This window comes from Streptomyces sp. NPDC048270 (assembly GCF_040652335.1).
Taxonomy (GTDB): domain Bacteria; phylum Actinomycetota; class Actinomycetes; order Streptomycetales; family Streptomycetaceae; genus Streptomyces.
Map to the genome: position 1 here is coordinate 20229 of NZ_JBEZLV010000052.1, position 14717 is coordinate 34945.

At 71.3% G+C, this 14717-nt stretch carries 10 protein-coding genes and 3 pseudogenes; 7 read left to right on the forward strand and 6 right to left on the reverse strand.

Translation table 11 applies throughout. The annotated features are described in order from the left end of the window. Positions 1 to 3: 3 nt before the first annotated feature. Positions 4 to 126: pseudogene (locus AB0D66_RS30465) on the reverse strand (AAA family ATPase); the annotation flags it as partial. Between the two features lie 368 nt (positions 127 to 494). Further along, a pseudogene (locus AB0D66_RS30470) lies at positions 495 to 929 on the reverse strand (hypothetical protein); the annotation flags it as partial. Between the two features lie 329 nt (positions 930 to 1258). On the opposite strand from AB0D66_RS30470, the gene AB0D66_RS30475 reads away from it, so the two are divergent. From AB0D66_RS30475 to AB0D66_RS30485, 3 genes are all read left to right on the forward strand, one after another. After that, positions 1259 to 2707: an MFS transporter gene (locus AB0D66_RS30475; protein ID WP_362310440.1), complete on the forward strand. Its 1449-nt coding sequence runs from the start codon at positions 1259 to 1261 to the stop codon at positions 2705 to 2707. A gap of 292 nt (positions 2708 to 2999) precedes the next feature. Then, entirely contained in the window at positions 3000 to 4457 is a 1458-nt protein-coding gene (locus AB0D66_RS30480) for an MFS transporter (RefSeq protein WP_362310442.1), read from the forward strand. 135 nt (positions 4458 to 4592) lie between these two features. Then, on the forward strand, positions 4593 to 5132 hold the full coding sequence (locus AB0D66_RS30485; protein ID WP_362310444.1) for a hypothetical protein: 540 nt from the start codon (positions 4593 to 4595) through the stop codon (positions 5130 to 5132). Between the two features lie 83 nt (positions 5133 to 5215). Here AB0D66_RS30485 and AB0D66_RS30490 read toward each other — a convergent pair whose 3' ends face one another. From AB0D66_RS30490 to AB0D66_RS30505, 4 genes are all read right to left on the reverse strand, one after another. Beyond that, positions 5216 to 5383, reverse strand: a complete 168-nt coding sequence (locus AB0D66_RS30490) for a hypothetical protein (protein WP_362310446.1) — start codon at positions 5381 to 5383, stop codon at positions 5216 to 5218. Positions 5384 to 6610: 1227 nt separating this feature from the next. After that, the gene (locus AB0D66_RS30495; RefSeq protein WP_362310448.1) at positions 6611 to 7450 is read right to left on the reverse strand and encodes a sugar phosphate isomerase/epimerase family protein; all 840 of its coding nucleotides are present in this window, start codon (positions 7448 to 7450) and stop codon (positions 6611 to 6613) included. Further along, a complete protein-coding gene (locus tag AB0D66_RS30500; RefSeq protein ID WP_362310450.1) occupies positions 7447 to 8604 on the reverse strand; it encodes a dihydrodipicolinate synthase family protein in 1158 nt (385 codons plus the stop codon). The genes AB0D66_RS30495 and AB0D66_RS30500 overlap by 4 nt, the downstream gene beginning before the upstream one ends. After that, positions 8601 to 9752 carry a Gfo/Idh/MocA family oxidoreductase gene (locus tag AB0D66_RS30505; protein WP_362310452.1) on the reverse strand — a complete coding sequence of 384 codons (1152 nt, stop codon included), beginning with the start codon at positions 9750 to 9752 and terminating at the stop codon, positions 8601 to 8603. The genes AB0D66_RS30500 and AB0D66_RS30505 overlap by 4 nt, the downstream gene beginning before the upstream one ends. Positions 9753 to 9954: 202 nt before the next feature. Here AB0D66_RS30505 and AB0D66_RS30510 point away from each other — a divergent pair, with 202 nt between their 5' ends. The 4 genes and pseudogenes from AB0D66_RS30510 to AB0D66_RS30525 all read left to right on the forward strand — a co-directional run. Beyond that, positions 9955 to 11031 carry a LacI family DNA-binding transcriptional regulator gene (locus tag AB0D66_RS30510; RefSeq protein ID WP_362310461.1) on the forward strand — a complete coding sequence of 359 codons (1077 nt, stop codon included), beginning with the start codon at positions 9955 to 9957 and terminating at the stop codon, positions 11029 to 11031. Beyond that, positions 11028 to 11885 (forward strand): sugar phosphate isomerase/epimerase family protein, encoded by an 858-nt coding sequence (locus AB0D66_RS30515; protein WP_362310455.1) that lies wholly within the window; start codon positions 11028 to 11030, stop codon positions 11883 to 11885. Before AB0D66_RS30510 ends, AB0D66_RS30515 begins: the two co-directional genes overlap by 4 nt. A 707-nt stretch (positions 11886 to 12592) precedes the next feature. Continuing rightward, positions 12593 to 14389: a beta-galactosidase family protein gene (locus tag AB0D66_RS30520; RefSeq protein WP_362310457.1), complete on the forward strand. Its 1797-nt coding sequence runs from the start codon at positions 12593 to 12595 to the stop codon at positions 14387 to 14389. A gap of 14 nt (positions 14390 to 14403) precedes the next feature. After that, positions 14404 to 14717, forward strand: a pseudogene (locus AB0D66_RS30525) (galactose-1-phosphate uridylyltransferase); the annotation flags it as partial.

The following is a 14717-nucleotide window of genomic DNA, read 5'->3' on the forward strand; positions in this document are numbered from 1 at the left end:
GGCGGCGGCCAGCCGATAGGAGCCGTCGGTGCCGGTCTCGACGATGCCGCCGCCGAAGGTGAGGCAGTCGATGACAGCCGCGCCGAGGCGCGGGTCCGTGAAGGTCTTGCTCCAGCCGGAGAACGACCTGCCGACGAGCGGCGTTCGCGTTCCGTCGCCCCGCGGCCGGATGGAAGCCCTTCCGGTGGCCTTCGGCAACCTGCCGCTGGATGAAGGGCTGCGCAGACAGCCGCGGCGACGGCGACGCAGGTCTCCACGGCTCGGCTGAGGCGCTGCCACAGGTCGAACCGGTCGGCGACCTGCGGAGCCTCGGGGCAGTTCGAGCAAGTGCAGTCCGGTGCTCAGCCGTGGATGATTCCGCTGACCGTCTGACGGTGGCTGCGCCATCGGCTGCATCGATTGCCACTCACCGGCAGCGGCGGCTCCGGCATGTAGGCCAGATCGCCTCTGCTGATCCTGTCCGGCGCGGCAAACTACGCGTCGGGCAGGCGCGATTACACCTCGGCCTTCTTCATCAACTCCACCAGGGTGGAGAAGCTGTCCGCGGCATGGTCGGCGTCCATGCCGCGTCGGAAGAGTGCGGCGACCGCGGCCGGCAGGGTGGTGTCGACTCCCGCGTCCGCATGGGTGTGCAGGACGTGCTCGACGCTGGCCATCCCCATGGCGAGGCGGTCCACGTCGCCGATGTGCCGGCCGGCGTCTATGCGCTCGGCGTAGAAGGAGAAGAATCCGGTTCGGCGCGAGAAATGCCCTGCGGGCGACCAGGGCGTCCGCGCGCGACGGGGTTCGGTTTCAGACGGTGACGTCGTAGCCGCGGTCGAGGAAGGCGCAAGCCATGGCTGCCCCATGGGGCCGAGGGCGCGACGGTAGGGCCCCGTCCGCAGGCGGCCGGTGTTGTCGTGTCGGCCGAGGATCAGGAGCTGCGGGCGGGTCAGGGTGCCGGTGACGGCGCCGAATATTCCGTTGCGGGGGTGGCCTGTGCCTCTTAGCCTCGTGTGGTTCCGTCGGTGCCCGTTCCGGGGCCCGGCGCTGTGTTTCGAGGTGATGACGTATCTCCCAGGCCAAGTAGCCGCTCGTTCTGAGGCGCTCTATCCCGTTGCCCGCCATGGCGGGCTTCTGACGTATGCCTCGACGGCGGTGTTCCAGATGGCCTGGGCCCGTTGCACCTCCCTTTTCCCTGTCGCGCTGTCGGCGTTCAGGGGCGTGCCCAGGCCTGCCCCCGCCCCTCTTCCTTCTGTACGCGAACAGGATGTTCCTCGTGTCAACCGACACCCATACCAACGGCCACCCACGCTCCACCGGGGTCGGCCGCGCTGCCACGATCACGCTGGTCGTGGTGCTGATCGCCGAGCTGATGAACGCGCTCGACGGCTCGATAGTCCACACCGCACTGCCCTCCATCCAGGCGGACACCGGCGCGACGAGCGCCGCGGTGCAGTGGGTCCCCGCCGCCTACACCCTCACCTTCGCCCTCGCCCTGATCACCGGCGGGCGCATGGGCGACCTGTTCGGCCGCAAGCGGGTCTTCATCGCCGGCACCGCCGTCTTCACACTGGCGTCGCTGCTGTGCGGGATCGCGACGAGCCCCGAGCTCCTGGTCGCCGCCCGTGCCCTGCAGGGGGCCGGAGCGGCGGCGATGGTGCCGCAGGTCATGGCCGTCATCGCGGTCACCTTCCAGGGAGAGTCCCAGGCCAAGGCATTCGGCATGTACGGCATGATCATGTCCCTCGGCGGCGTCCTCGGCCCCGTCCTGGGCGCGGTCCTGACTGCCGCCGACATCGCCGGTCTCGGCTGGCGGGCGATCTTCCTGATCAACCTGCCCATCGGCCTGGCCACCGTGCTCTTCGCCCTCCGGTTCATCCCGGAGTCCCGTGATCGGCAGGCCCGGCGCCTGGACCCGCTCGGCATGCTCCTCTCCAGTGCCGGTCTGCTGCTGATCGCCTACCCGCTCACCGTGGGCGGCGAGCGGCACTGGCCCGCCTGGAGCTTCCTCATGCTCACCGCGGGTGTGATCGTGCTGGCCGTGTTCGTGGCGCAGCAGCGGGCCAAGACCGCCAAGGACGGCTCCGCGCTGCTGGCGCTGTCCCTGTTCAAGAGCAAGGCGTTCGCCGGCGGGCTCGCCGCGCAGCTGGTCTTCGGCCTGGTCTCCGGCGTGTTCCTGCTGACGTGGGTGCTGTTCATGCAGTCCGGTCTCGGACTCACGCCCGGGCAGTTCGCCCCCGCGTCCGTCGCGATCTCCATCGGCGGCATGGCCGGCGCGATGCTCGCCTCCAAATGGGCGGGACGCCAACGGCGGCGTGTGCCGCAGGCCGGAACGGTGCTCATCACCCTCACCCTGGTCGGCTACCAACTGCTGGTCTCCGCGCAGCAGACCGGGATGCCGTTCGTGGCAGCCGTCGCCCCGATGATCCTCGTCGGCGCCGGGTTCGGCATGGTGGGTGCAGGTCTTGCCGGGCTCACCCTCGGCCAGGTCGGCCACGAGGACGCAGGATCCGCGGCGGGGCTCTTCAACACCGCCATGCAGCTCGGCACCGCCCTCGGTATCGCGACGGCGTCGGTGGTGTTCTTCCACCACGCCCCCGCGGGCAGCCACGGCACCATCGTGACCCACGCCTTCGCGGGCAGCCTCTGGTACGTCATCGCCGCCCTCACGGTGATGTGGGCGCTCATGTTCCGGCTGCCCGAGCCGGTCAAGGCCGCCGCCTGACCCTGTCGGCGGCCCGCCCCTCACCAGGCGGGCTGCCGGCCCCCTCCCCTTTCACTTTGGCGGATGTGTCCCGCCGCAATTGATGTGAGGTGATGACGTATCGCCCAGGCCCGGTAGCCGTCCTTCCCGCGGTACGGACAGCACCCTCGGGGTGCCGCACCGCCGTACCGGATTGACGGCCCCGCTCCTTCGGCCTGGGCCCCTTCCTTTCCTGTGCGCAGACGGCGTACGCGACGGCCCTGGCCTGTCCGCATCCGCATCCGCACGCGCCACCGGAACAGGAACCCTTCCCGTGTCCCATGACACCCACCCGACCACCAGCAGCCCGCCGCACGGCGCAGTCCCCGTCGCGGGCCGTGCCCGGGCCGCCACCCTCGCCGTCGTCCTGACCGCCGAGCTGATGAGCGCGCTCGACGGCTCCGCCGTCTACACCGCACTGCCCGCCATCGCCGCCGATACCGGCGCGGGCACCGCGGCCCTGCAGTGGATCCACGCCGCCTATGCCCTGACCCTCGCCCTCGGCCTGATCACCGGCGGCCGCATCGGCGACCTCCATGGCCGCAAACGGATCTTCCTCATCGGCACCGGCGTTTTCACCCTGGCCTCCCTGCTCTGCGCCGTCGCGACCAGCCCCGAGCTCCTGATCACTGCCCGCGTATTCCAGGGCGCCGCGGCCGCGGCGATGGTGCCGCAGGTTCTGGCCACCCTGCACGTCACCTTCGACGAAGGCTCCCGGGCGAAGGCGTTCGGCCTGTACGGAACCGTCATGTCGCTGGGCAGCGTCGCCGGACCGGTCTTGGGCGGCGTGGTCACCCAGGCCGACCTGTTCGGTCTGGGCTGGCGGCCAGTCTTCTTGATCAACCTGCCTCTGGGGATCGCCGCCGTCATCCTCGGCCTGCGCCACATCCCCGAGTCCCACGACCACTCCACCCGGCGCCTGGACCCGCTCGGCATGCTCCTGTCCGCACTCGGCCTGCTGCTGATCACCCTTCCGCTGACGGTGGGCGGCGAACGCGGCCGACCCGCCTGGTCCTTCGTCGTGATGGCCGCCGGTCTGCTCGTCCTGGCGCTGTTCGTGACGCAGCAGAAGAGCAAGATGCGCAAAGACGGCTCGCCCCTGGTCGTCCTCTCCCTCTTCACCGGACGCTCCTTCAGCACCGGACTCGCCACCCAGCTGTCCTTCGGCCTGCTGTCGGGCGTCTTCTTCCTGTCGTGGTCCCTTTTCATGCAGGACGGGCTCGGCCTCGCCCCGGGCCGGGCCGCGATCGGCTTCGTTGCCGCCTCGCTCGGTGAGATGGGCGGGGCCTGGCTGGCGATGAGCCTGGTCCGCCGCCATGGCCGGGCCGTCCCGCAGGCCGGCGCCCTGTTCGCCGCCACCGCCCTGGCCGGCTACCACCACCTCATCGCCACCGAGGGCACTGGCATGGGAACCGCAGCGGCCGCAGCCCCGATGCTCGCCGTCGGCCTCGGCCTCGGCATGATCGGCGCCCCACTCGCCGACCTCACCCTCAGCAAGGTCGTCCACGAGGACGCCGGGTCGGCCTCCGGGCTCTTCAACACCGCCACCCAACTCGGCGTCGCCCTCGGCGCCGCTTCGACCACCATGGTCCTCTTCACCCACACCACGGCGGGCACCCGAGGCTCCGCCCTGAACTCCGCCTTCGCCGACACCCTCTGGTACGTCGTCGGCACGCTCCTCCTGATGTGGACGCTGATGTTCCTGCTTCCCCGACGGACCCGCTCCAGCTGACGGACGGGCGGCGACCGGGGCTGGGGTTCACCCGTCGCCGCCCTCGCAGCCGACCAGTTCGAAGGGCTGCGAACCGCTACTTGACGAAGTGTTATCGGTGCGCGCCAGGGACCAAACGGCGTAGCGTGGTGAGGTATGAGCGAGGTCGTGGAAGCCAAGGGTCCCAAGGTTTCGCCGAGTTTCCCTCCGACGTCGCCACCACCTCAGAAGAGGCCGGTGGAGCCGCCGCGACCGCAGCCGACGACGAAGCCGAAGTCCGTCACCGGCGTGCCGCCGCGGCTGGTCGTCCACAACCGGCGAACGCAGGTTCTGGCATTCTGTGCTGACCAGTGGGCCGCCAAGAAGGCCGCCGGACAAGCCGCGCTCGCCGTCGCCGAGTGGGACTATCCGCTGCTGGACGAACACGACTTCCTCAAAGCCGTCCACGGCTTGGTCCGCGCGGCCGTCGACGGCCGCGGAAAGCGTGTCAGTGTTCACCTCGCCGACCAAGACGCGAAGATCCTCGTGATGGTCCTCAACCACCAGGACAGCGACCAAGAGGTTGCAGGTCAGGTCCCGGCGGAGGTGGCGCTGCTGCGCACCCTCGACGCATGCGGCACCCACACCGACCACGACGGCCACACTTGGTGGGCACTCCTCGATGCCGCGCCGCGGCCGACGAAGCGTCTGTCCTGAGCGTTTCGGCCGCCTAGGCGTGTGCGGGGCCCGGCTTCAGCCCGAGCTTGCGCGCGATCACGGGCGAGGGCCGGGTATGAGGGTCAGCCGGTCATGACGACGCCGGCAGTGATCTGCTTGCCGTGAGCTTCGCGGCGGGTCCGGATGCCGTCGGCTGCGGCGACGATCACTTCGAGGCCGTGCTGACCGATCCGGTAGGGGTCGGTCGGCATCACCACCGGCGGGTCGGGGTTGCCGTCCCAGACAGACACCTCGACAAGCCCGTCAAGGGTCAGCGTGCTGGGGCCGGGCGCGTACTTGCGGGCGCTTGGAAGCTTCCATATCGTGCACGCGTCCCCCGCCCCGATCCCGATATCAGCGACTCAACAGGCGCGGCCGCCCCGACACTCTACGACCCGCAGAAATTGACCGCCCAGACCGATCAGCACGGCGCCGGGCACGGCGGGAGGGCCACTGGCGTCGCTGTCCGTGTATGCCGTGGCCACAAGTAGCAACTACAAGGCGCACACCGACCCCGTGGCCTTCCTGCACGAACTGGGCGTCTCCCTCTGAACCAACAAGCAGGCGCGCAAGGCCGCCCGACCGGAAGCCTCCGACCGGGCGGCCCACCCCACCCCTCCCCCAGCGAGAGGAGAGTTCAGTGCTGCTGCACCCTCCCTGCACACCCCGCCAGCCGTGTACCTCCAGTGCTACCCCCGCGGCCCCTTGAACAGGAACGGTCACCGCGCTGCGCTGCTTTGGCTCGCCACCCGACTCGCTCTGGCTTCTCCCGTCGTCTGCTTCGACAACGGCTGTCCATGATCTGGCAGTAAGCCTCGATTGGATCACCTCTCCCGCGCGATACGCCCATGGGACGGCACCGCGTCCTTCTTCTGCCGGGTCTGTGCGCACTGTCCATCGACCAAGCGACCGCCCAGAGGGTCATCGGCCTGCTTGCCGATGCGGGCTGTCGGCGCGTGTACGTCTTGCCGCCCGAGCTTCGGCCCGCCAGGCCCGCGCCTCAGGCCACCCGCGGGCCGCAGCCGACGCGCCCCGGCAGGCCAGGCGTCGCCCGCAGCATCCTGTAGGGCACTCCGACCGAAGCCGCGAGGCAGACCTCCCTGCTCCTCCCCCTACCGACGATCCGGCATGCTCCAGCCACCCACTGCCCTGTCCCGTTCCCTGCCATCCCCACAGCCTGCTTGATCAGCGCAGGCTCCGCCGGCTGCAGAGAGCCGCACAACAGGGGCCGTGCGGGACCTGAACCTGTGGGCACACGACTCCATCTTCACGATCGCTGGGCCACGTTCTTGAAGGACCAGCTGACGCGTGCAGGCAGCCATCCGCAGTGGGGGCAGGGGGCAGTGGCGAGAGAGTCGGCAGGAGAAGCTCCAGGTGCGGATGTTCTTGACGGTGGCTGCGGGCAGAAGTCTCCGTAGCCGCCGTTCGGGAGCCGTCACTCCCCCGGCCGTCCACGTGCCCTCCCCCGCCAGCGGGAGTCATTCGACGTGTTCGCGGTAGCGCTCGATCACCTCACGCAGCACCTCCCCGCCGTCCCGGGCCCACAAGCCCGGGTGGAAGATCTCGACCTCCACCGGCCCCTGGTAGCCGGCCGCGTCGGCCAGCTCCCGGAATCCCCGCAGGTCGACGGAGCCGTCGCCGAGCTGCCCACGGCCCAGCAGCACGGCTTCGGGGAGCGGCGTCACCCAGTCGGCCACCTGGACCGACACGATGCGCCCACCCTCACCGGCCCGGCGCAGGTCTGCCGACAGCCGCTCGTCCCACCACAGGTGGTACGAATCGGCCACCACGCCCACCTGGCCCGCGGGGAACTGCTCCGCGAGGTCCAGGGCCTGCCCCAGGGTGGAGACCACGCAGCGGTCCGAGGCGAACATCGGATGCAGCGGTTCTATACCGAGCCGTACCCCGTGCGCGGACGCCCAGGGCGCCAGGTCGCCCAGCACCTCGGCGACCCGTGCGCGCGCCCCCACCAGATCGCGGTCCCCCGGAGGTAGCCCGCCGGAGACCAGTACGAGCGTGTCGGCGCCGAGCTCCGCCGCCTCCTCCACCGCCCGGCGGTTGTCGTCGAGCGCCACCCTCCGTTCGGCGGGGTCCAAGGCGGTGAAGAACCCGCCCCGGCACAGGGAGCTCACCCGCAGCCCGGCCCCGGCGACCAGTTTCGCCGTCTGCCGCACCCCGAACCGCTGGACCGGGTCCCGCCACAGTCCGACCGCGCCCACTCCGGCCGCCGTGCATCCGGCCACCAGCTCGGGCAGTGACCACTGGCGGATCGTCTCCTGGTTCAGGCTGAACCGCGCCGGGGCAGGGGTGGGGGTCATGACATCACCCCGTACACCGAGAGCAGACGGCGCATCCGGTCCTCCGCGCGATCCGGGTCGGGAAACAGCCCCAGCCGGTCGGCCAGCTCGTAGGCGGTGGCCAGGTGGGGCAGCGACCGGGCCGACTGGAACCCGCCCACCATCGCGAAGTGCTCCTGGTACCCGGCCAGCCAGGCCAACAGGACCACCCCGGTCTTGTAGAAGCGGGTGGGCGGGGCGAAGAGGTGTCTCGACAGCGGCACCGTCGGATCGAGCAGCTCCCGGAAGCCCGCCGGGTCCCCCCGGTCGAGCGCGAGCGCGGCCCGGGCGGCGATGGGTGCGATCGGATCGAAGATTCCCAGGAGTGCGTCGCTGGACAGCTCCCCGTCGCCGGCGATCAGTTGCGGATAGTGGTAATCGTCCCCCGTGTAGCAGCGCACCCCCGGGGGCAGCCGCCGGCGGACGTCGACCTCCCGCTCCGCGTCCAGCAACGAGACCTTGATCCCGTCCACCTTCTCCGGGTACTCGGCGATGATCTTCAAGAAGACCTCGGTGGCCCGGTCGAGGTCGCCGTGGCCCCAGTAGCCGGCCAGTTCGGGATCGAACATCGGGCCCAGCCAGTGCAATACGACCGGCCGCGCACTCTGGCGGAGCAGACCTCCGTACACCTTGAGGTAGTCCTCCGGGCCGCGCGCGGCAGCGGCGAGGGCCCGTGAGGCCATCAGGACAGCCCCGGCCCCGCAACCCTCGGTGTGCGCGAGCTGCTCCTCGTATGCCGCGGTGATCGCGGCAAGCGAGTGCGGTGTACCGGCGGGCAGTTGGTCGGTGCCCGCTCCGCAGACGATGCGCCCGCCCACGGCCTGCGCCTCCGCCGCGGAACGCCGTATCAGCCCTGCCGCGGTCGGCCAGTCGAGTCCCATCCCGCGCTGCGCGGTGTCCATGGCCTCGGCCACCCCGAGCCCCTGGGCCCACAGGCGGTGCCGGAAGGCCAACGTGGTCTCCCAGTCGACCACGGCCCCCGCCCCGGCCGAGGTGGCCAGGGGATCGGCGACCACGTGCCCAGCGGAGTAGAAGGTCCGCGCACGGGCCGGACCGCAGGTCAGGTCTGCGAGCGGGTCGCGGTTCGGGTGGTACTCGCGGTATCCGCCATCGGCGGAGGGAAGCCGGATGCTCACAGGACCACCTCCGGCACCGTCAGCCGGCGTCCCTCGGCGGAGGACCGCAGCCCTAGATCGGCGAGCTGCACCCCCCGCGCTCCGGCGAGCAGGTCCCACTGCCAGGGCTCATCGAGGACGACATGGCGCAGGAACAGCTCCCACTGAGCCTTGAAGCCGTTCTCGGAGGGGGTGTTGTCCGGGACCTCCTGCCAGTGCGAGCGGAAGGCCTCTGTCTGCGGCAGGTCCGGATTCCACACCGGCTTGGGTGTCGTCCCGCGGTGCTGGACGCGGCAGTCGCGCAGTCCGGCGACCGCGGAACCGTGCGTGCCGTCGACCTGGAACTCGACCAGCTCGTCACGGTGGACCCGGACCGTCCAGGAGGAGTTGATCTGAGCGACCGCGCCGCCCTCCAGCTCGAAGATTCCGTACGCGGCGTCATCGGCCGTCGCCTCGTACGGCTTGCCCTGCTCGTCCCACCGGCGGCCGATGTGCGTACGGGTGAGTGCCTGGACCGTGCGGACCCGGCCGAACAGCTCGTGGAGCAGGTACTCCCAGTGCGGGAACATGTCGGCGACGATGCCCCCGCCGTCCTGTGCCCGGTAGTTCCACGAGGGCCGCTGGGCGGACTGCCAGTCCCCCTCGAACACCCAGTACCCGAACTCCCCGCGCACGGAGAGGATCTCGCCGAAGAAGCCGCCCTCGATCAGCCGTCTCAGCTTCAGCAGCCCGGGCAGGAACAGCTTGTCCTGGACCACGCCGTGCTTGATCCTGGCGGCCGCGGCCAGTCGGGCCAGCTCGAGCGAGGACTCGAAGGTCAGGGCGGTCGGCTTCTCGCAGTAGACGTGCTTGCCCGCGGCTATGGCTTGCCGGACCGCCGCCTCCCGGGCGCTGGTGACCTGGGCGTCGAAGTAGATCTCGACCTCGGGATCGGCCAGCACCGCCTCCAGGTCGGTGCTGACGTGCTCCAGGCCGTGCCGTTCGGCGATCTCCCGAAGGGCCGGCTCCCGGCGCCCCACGAGCACCGGCTCCGGCCACAGCACGGTGCCGTCTGCGAGCGGAAGTCCGCCCTGCTCGCGCAGCGCGAGCAGTGACCTGACCAGGTGCTGTCGGTACCCCATGCGCCCGGTCACGCCGTTCATCGCGATCTTGATCGTCCTGCGTTCCACGGTATCCCTCTCCTTCGCTCCTGCGGTATGAAAGTGCATAGAAAGCGCTTTCATTCCTTGAGGCTAGAGCCATACATCACCCCGAGGCAACACCCGTACGAGTGATAGAAAGCGCTTGCTAAATGAGGGAGTATGGAGATCCAGGGAACGAATGAGACGATGACCCAGGCCAGACACAGGGGTCCGGAAGGGAAGGTGCATGATGGCGGTCACTCTCGCCGAAGTCGCGGCGCACGCGGGCGTGTCACCCGCCACGGTCTCGCGCGTACTCAATGGCGGGTACCCGGTGGCGGGCGGCACCCGGACCCGCGTGGAGCAGGCCGTCGAAGACCTCGGCTACGTGGCCAACGGCCCCGCCCGAGCCCTCGCGGCCGCCACCTCCGACCTCGTCGGCGTGCTCGTCCACGATGTCGCGGACAGCTTCTTCGGGATCCTTGCGGGCTCCCTGCAGAGCGCCCTCGCACCCGACGGCGGGTCGGACGCACGACGGCTCGCCGTCGTGTGCAACACCCAAGGTGCCCCCACAGCCGAACTGGCCTACCTCACCCTGATGGAAGGCCAGCGCGCCGGAGGTGTCGTCCTCACCGGCGGAGCCGTCGAGGAACCCGGGCACACCGCAGCACTCACCGCCCGCGTCGCCCGACTGGCAGCCTCCGGAGCGCCGGTGGTCCTGTGCGGGCGCCCCCCTCTGCCCGTCCCCGCGGGGCTGCCCGTGGCCACCGTGACGTTCGACGACCACGGAGGAGCATTCCGGCTCGCCGAACACCTCCTGACGCTCGGCCACCGGCGCATCGCCTACGTCGCCGGGCCGCCCGACCTGAGCACCACCCGCGAACGGCTCGCCGGACACCATGCCGCCCTGCTGAGCCACGACCCCGCCCTGCCCGACGCCTGCGCACCCCTCACGGTGCACGCCGGCTTCGAACGCTCCGCCGGATACGACGCCACCCGCGAACTGCTGCGTCGGGGCGAGCCCTTCACCGCTGTCGCCGCCGCCAACGACACCGTGGCCACCGGAGTCTGCGCCGCTCTGCGTGACGCCGGCATACAGATCCCCGAGGACGTCTCCGTCGCCGGATTCGACGACCTCCCCTTCTGCGTGGACACCGCGCCCCCGCTCACCACCGTCCGCGTCCCCCTGCGCGAGGCGGGCGCGCTCGCCGCCCAACTGGTCACCGGCCGTCGGCTGCCACCACCCGGCGGCATCACCACCCTGCCCACCGAGCTGATGGTGCGCGGCTCCACCGCCCCGCCCCCGGCCGAAAGGCGGCCTCGGTGAAGTACGCCTTCTCCACACTCGGCCTGCCCGGATCCACGATCGACCGCAGCGCGGCCCTGGCCGCTGCCCACGGGTTCCAGGGGCTCGAACTGCGCGCGCACCCCGAGGAACCGCTGCACACCGCCACCCCGGCCAGCGAGCGCAAAGCGGCGCTGAGGACACTCCGGGCAGCAGGCGTCAGCGCCATCGGTGTTGCGGGCTACACCAAGGTGGCCGCGGCCGGCGAGGACGAGCCGGTCCTGGCCGAGCTGCGCGCCCTGGTCCAGCTGGCCGTCGACCTCGAAGCCCCCTCGGTCCGGGTCTTCCCGGGCGGTGCGGCCCTGCCCGAGCCGTTCGCCGACACCCAAGCCGTGCGCAGGCTGCGGGCAGCGGCGCCGTTCGCCGAACGGCAAGGCGTGCGCATCCTGCTGGAGACGCACGACTCCCACCGCACCGCGGCGGCGGCCGCCCGGGTGCTGGACCAGGTCGGGCACCCGGGCGCCGGCGCGCTGTGGGACGTGCTGCATACCTGGCTGGGTGGTGAGTCGCCCAGTGACTCCATGCACACCCTGGGCCAGCACCTGGGGTACATACAGGTGAAGGACGTGGCCTCCGCACAGGAGCTCACCCCGCTCGGCCTCGGTGCGGGCGTACTGCCGCTCGCCGAGGCGGTGGCTGCCGCACCCGGGGACGGCTGGCTCTGCTGGGAGTACGAGAAGCGCTGGTACCCGGACGCAGCCGAACTGCCGGAGCAGCTCGCGCGGGGCCGGGAGCACCTGGAGTATCTCGTGGCAGCGCGGGTCACAGCCGAAAGGGACATATCCGGAGGGGACATAGCCGAACGCGCCGGCCGCAACACCCCTAGGCCGTCATAGCCCTCCAGTCCCCGCGGGGCAGGCGAGGTGCCGGGCAGTGGACCGGCACCCTCCCCTCCGGCGAGGGAATTTGGTGCTGCCCGGCGGGGCACATACCGCCACGGGACCGCTCGAGGTGGGTCATCGGGTGCGCCCCCGGAGGGGCTGCCAGCGCCTGAGTGGCCGCGAGTCGCGGTGGTGCGAGGGGCCGCCTGGGCAGCTCGTGCTGCAGCTCCGGTTTTCTCGGGCCCCGCCCGCCTGCTGGTTCGCCCGGCACGCCGTGGAGGCCACGCTCACGTCCCAGGCGACCAGTTGGTTCGCGCCTGCTTGGGTCGGTAGCGCGGTGAGCTGCACCGTGGCCCCGGATGAGTCTCTCGGCACCCTGCACCGCCGCCCCGCCTCAGCGGGCCGACCCAGAGGGGAACGTCTCGGCTCCGGGAGGCCCCCTTGCCGACCCGGCGGGTCCGGCGGGTCCGGCGGGTCCGGCGGCTCAACCGCCCGCCGGTCCGGGGCCCGGCGCCTGGGCCGCCGTCGTCCGGCTGGCCACTCCGTGCGAGTGCTGGATCTCGTACCGAGCCGCTTCGCCTCGCCCGGCGCACGGTGATTGATTTGATCGCATTGATTGCTTCGATCACTAGCGATCGGATCGACATTGACGACCCAGCCAATACGTTCATATATTCGGCCGCGTCCCGCATCATCTCGACCGACCTCTCGGGAGTCAGCGCATGCTCACGCACGACCAGGACGGATTCCGGCGCGCCGACCGCCCCCACCGCATCGTCTCGGGGGCCCTGCACTACTTCCGGGTCCATCCGGACCTGTGGGAGGACCGGCTGAAGCGGCTGCGCGCGATGGGCGCGAACACCGTGGACACCTACGTCCCCTGGAACTTCCACGAGACCGCCCCCGGCAAGGCCGACTTCACCGGCTGGCGCGACCTCGGCCGGTTCCTGCGCATCGCCCAGGACCTCGGCCTCGACGCCATCGTCCGCCCCGGCCCCTACATCTGCGCCGAGTGGGACTTCGGCGGTCTGCCCGCCCGGCTCCTGGCCTTCGACGGCCTCCACCTGCGCTGCTCGGATCCGCGGTTCGAGGCCGAGGTGGACGGCTGGTTCGACCTGGTCGCGCCCGAGCTGCTGCCCCTCCTCGCGAGCCGCGGCGGCCCGGTCGTCGCCGTGCAGATCGAGAACGAGTACGGCTCGTACGGCAACGACCGCCGCTACCGCGCCCACGTCGAGCGGGCCCTCGTCGAACGCGGTGTGGACTGCCTGCTGTTCACCGCCGACGGCCCCGAGGACGCGATGCTCCAGGGCGGCATGCTCCCGGGACGGCTCGCCACCGCCACCTTCGGCGCCCGGCCCGCCGAGCGGCTCGAGGCGCTGCGCCGCTACCAGAAGACCGGCCCGCTCGCCGCGATGGAGTTCTGGATCGGCTGGTTCGACCACTGGGGAGAGGACCACAACGTCCGCGCCGTCGAGGACGCCGCCGACTCGCTCGACGAACTCCTCGCCACCGGGGCCTCCGTCAACCTCTACATGGCCCACGGCGGCACCAACTTCGGCTTCTGGGCGGGCGCCAACCACACCGGTTCCCGCCCGGGGGAGGCCGGCTACCAGCCCACTGTGACCAGCTACGACTACGACGCGCCCATCGGCGAAGCCGGTGAACTCACCCCCAAGTTCCACGCCTTCCGCGAGGTCATCGGCAAGTACGTCCCGCTGCCCGACTTCCCGCTGCCCCAGCCGCCGCCGCGCATCACGCCCGCCCTCGCCACCCCCGCCGGCAGCGCCCCGCTGCTGGCCGCCCTCGACCGGCTCGGCGGCCCGCCGGTGCTGCGGCCGGCTCCCGAGTCCATGGAACGCCTCGGCCAGAGCCACGGCCTGATCCACTACCGGACCACGGTCACCGGCCCGCGCCCCGCCATGCCCGTGAAGATCGACGGCCTCGGGGACCGCGCGTACGTCTTCGCCGACGGAGTGCCGCTGGGCGTACTCGACCGCAACGCCCCCGACGAGGGACTCGACCTGCCCGTCGGCGAGGCCGGCGTGGTCCTCGACGTCCTGGTCAGGGCGCAGGGCAGGGTCAACTACGGTCCGCTCCTCGACGACCGCAAGGGCATCTGGCGCGGCGTGCGCCACGGCCACCAGCAACTCTTCGAGTGGGAGATCCGGCCGCTCCCGCTCACGGACCTCACCGGCCTGGACTTCGCCGCCGCAGCGCCCGGGGCCCCCGAGGAGGGGCGGCCCGTCTTCCACCGCTTCACCCACGACCTCAGCGGCGCGCCGGCCGACGCCTTCGTGGACGTGTCCGGCTGGGGCACCGGCCTGGTCTGGCTGAACGGCTTCCTCCTCGGCCACTACGACACCCCGCGCGGCCCCCAGCGCACGCTCTACGCCCCCGGCCCGCTGTGGAGCGCGGGCGGCAACGAGATCGTCGTCCTCGAACTGGAGCGCCCCGGCGGCGAACTGCCGCTGCGCGACCAGCCGGACCTTGGCCGTCCCACGGTCGTCACCCTCGCGTGAGAGAGGATCGCCACGTGAAGCGCACGAGTACCCGCCTGGCAGACGGCCGCGAGATCATCTACTACGACACCGGCGACACGGGCGACGCCGGCGACGACGGCGCCGCCCGTACCTTCCCCGACACCCGCCCGCTGGGGAGGCCCGCCACCGCGAGCACCTGCGAGGTCCGGCGCGATCCACTGCTCGGCGACAGCGTCGTCATCGCCTCCCACCGGCAGGACCGCACCTACCATCCACCCGCCGACGCCTGCCCGCTGTGCCCCTCCACCACCACCCACGCCAGCGAGATCCCCGCCCCCCACTACCAGGTGGCCGTCTTCGAAAACCG

Excerpts from the sequence above, each read along its gene's own strand:
- AB0D66_RS30510 (WP_362310461.1), top strand. The coding sequence starts at position 9,955 with ATGGCGGTCACTCTCGCCGAAGTCGCGGCGCACGCGGGCGTGTCACCC.
- AB0D66_RS30495 (WP_362310448.1), bottom strand. The coding sequence starts at position 7,450 with ATGACCCCCACCCCTGCCCCGGCGCGGTTCAGCCTGAACCAGGAGACG.
- AB0D66_RS30520 (WP_362310457.1), top strand. The coding sequence starts at position 12,593 with ATGCTCACGCACGACCAGGACGGATTCCGGCGCGCCGACCGCCCCCAC.
- AB0D66_RS30485 (WP_362310444.1), top strand. The coding sequence starts at position 4,593 with ATGAGCGAGGTCGTGGAAGCCAAGGGTCCCAAGGTTTCGCCGAGTTTC.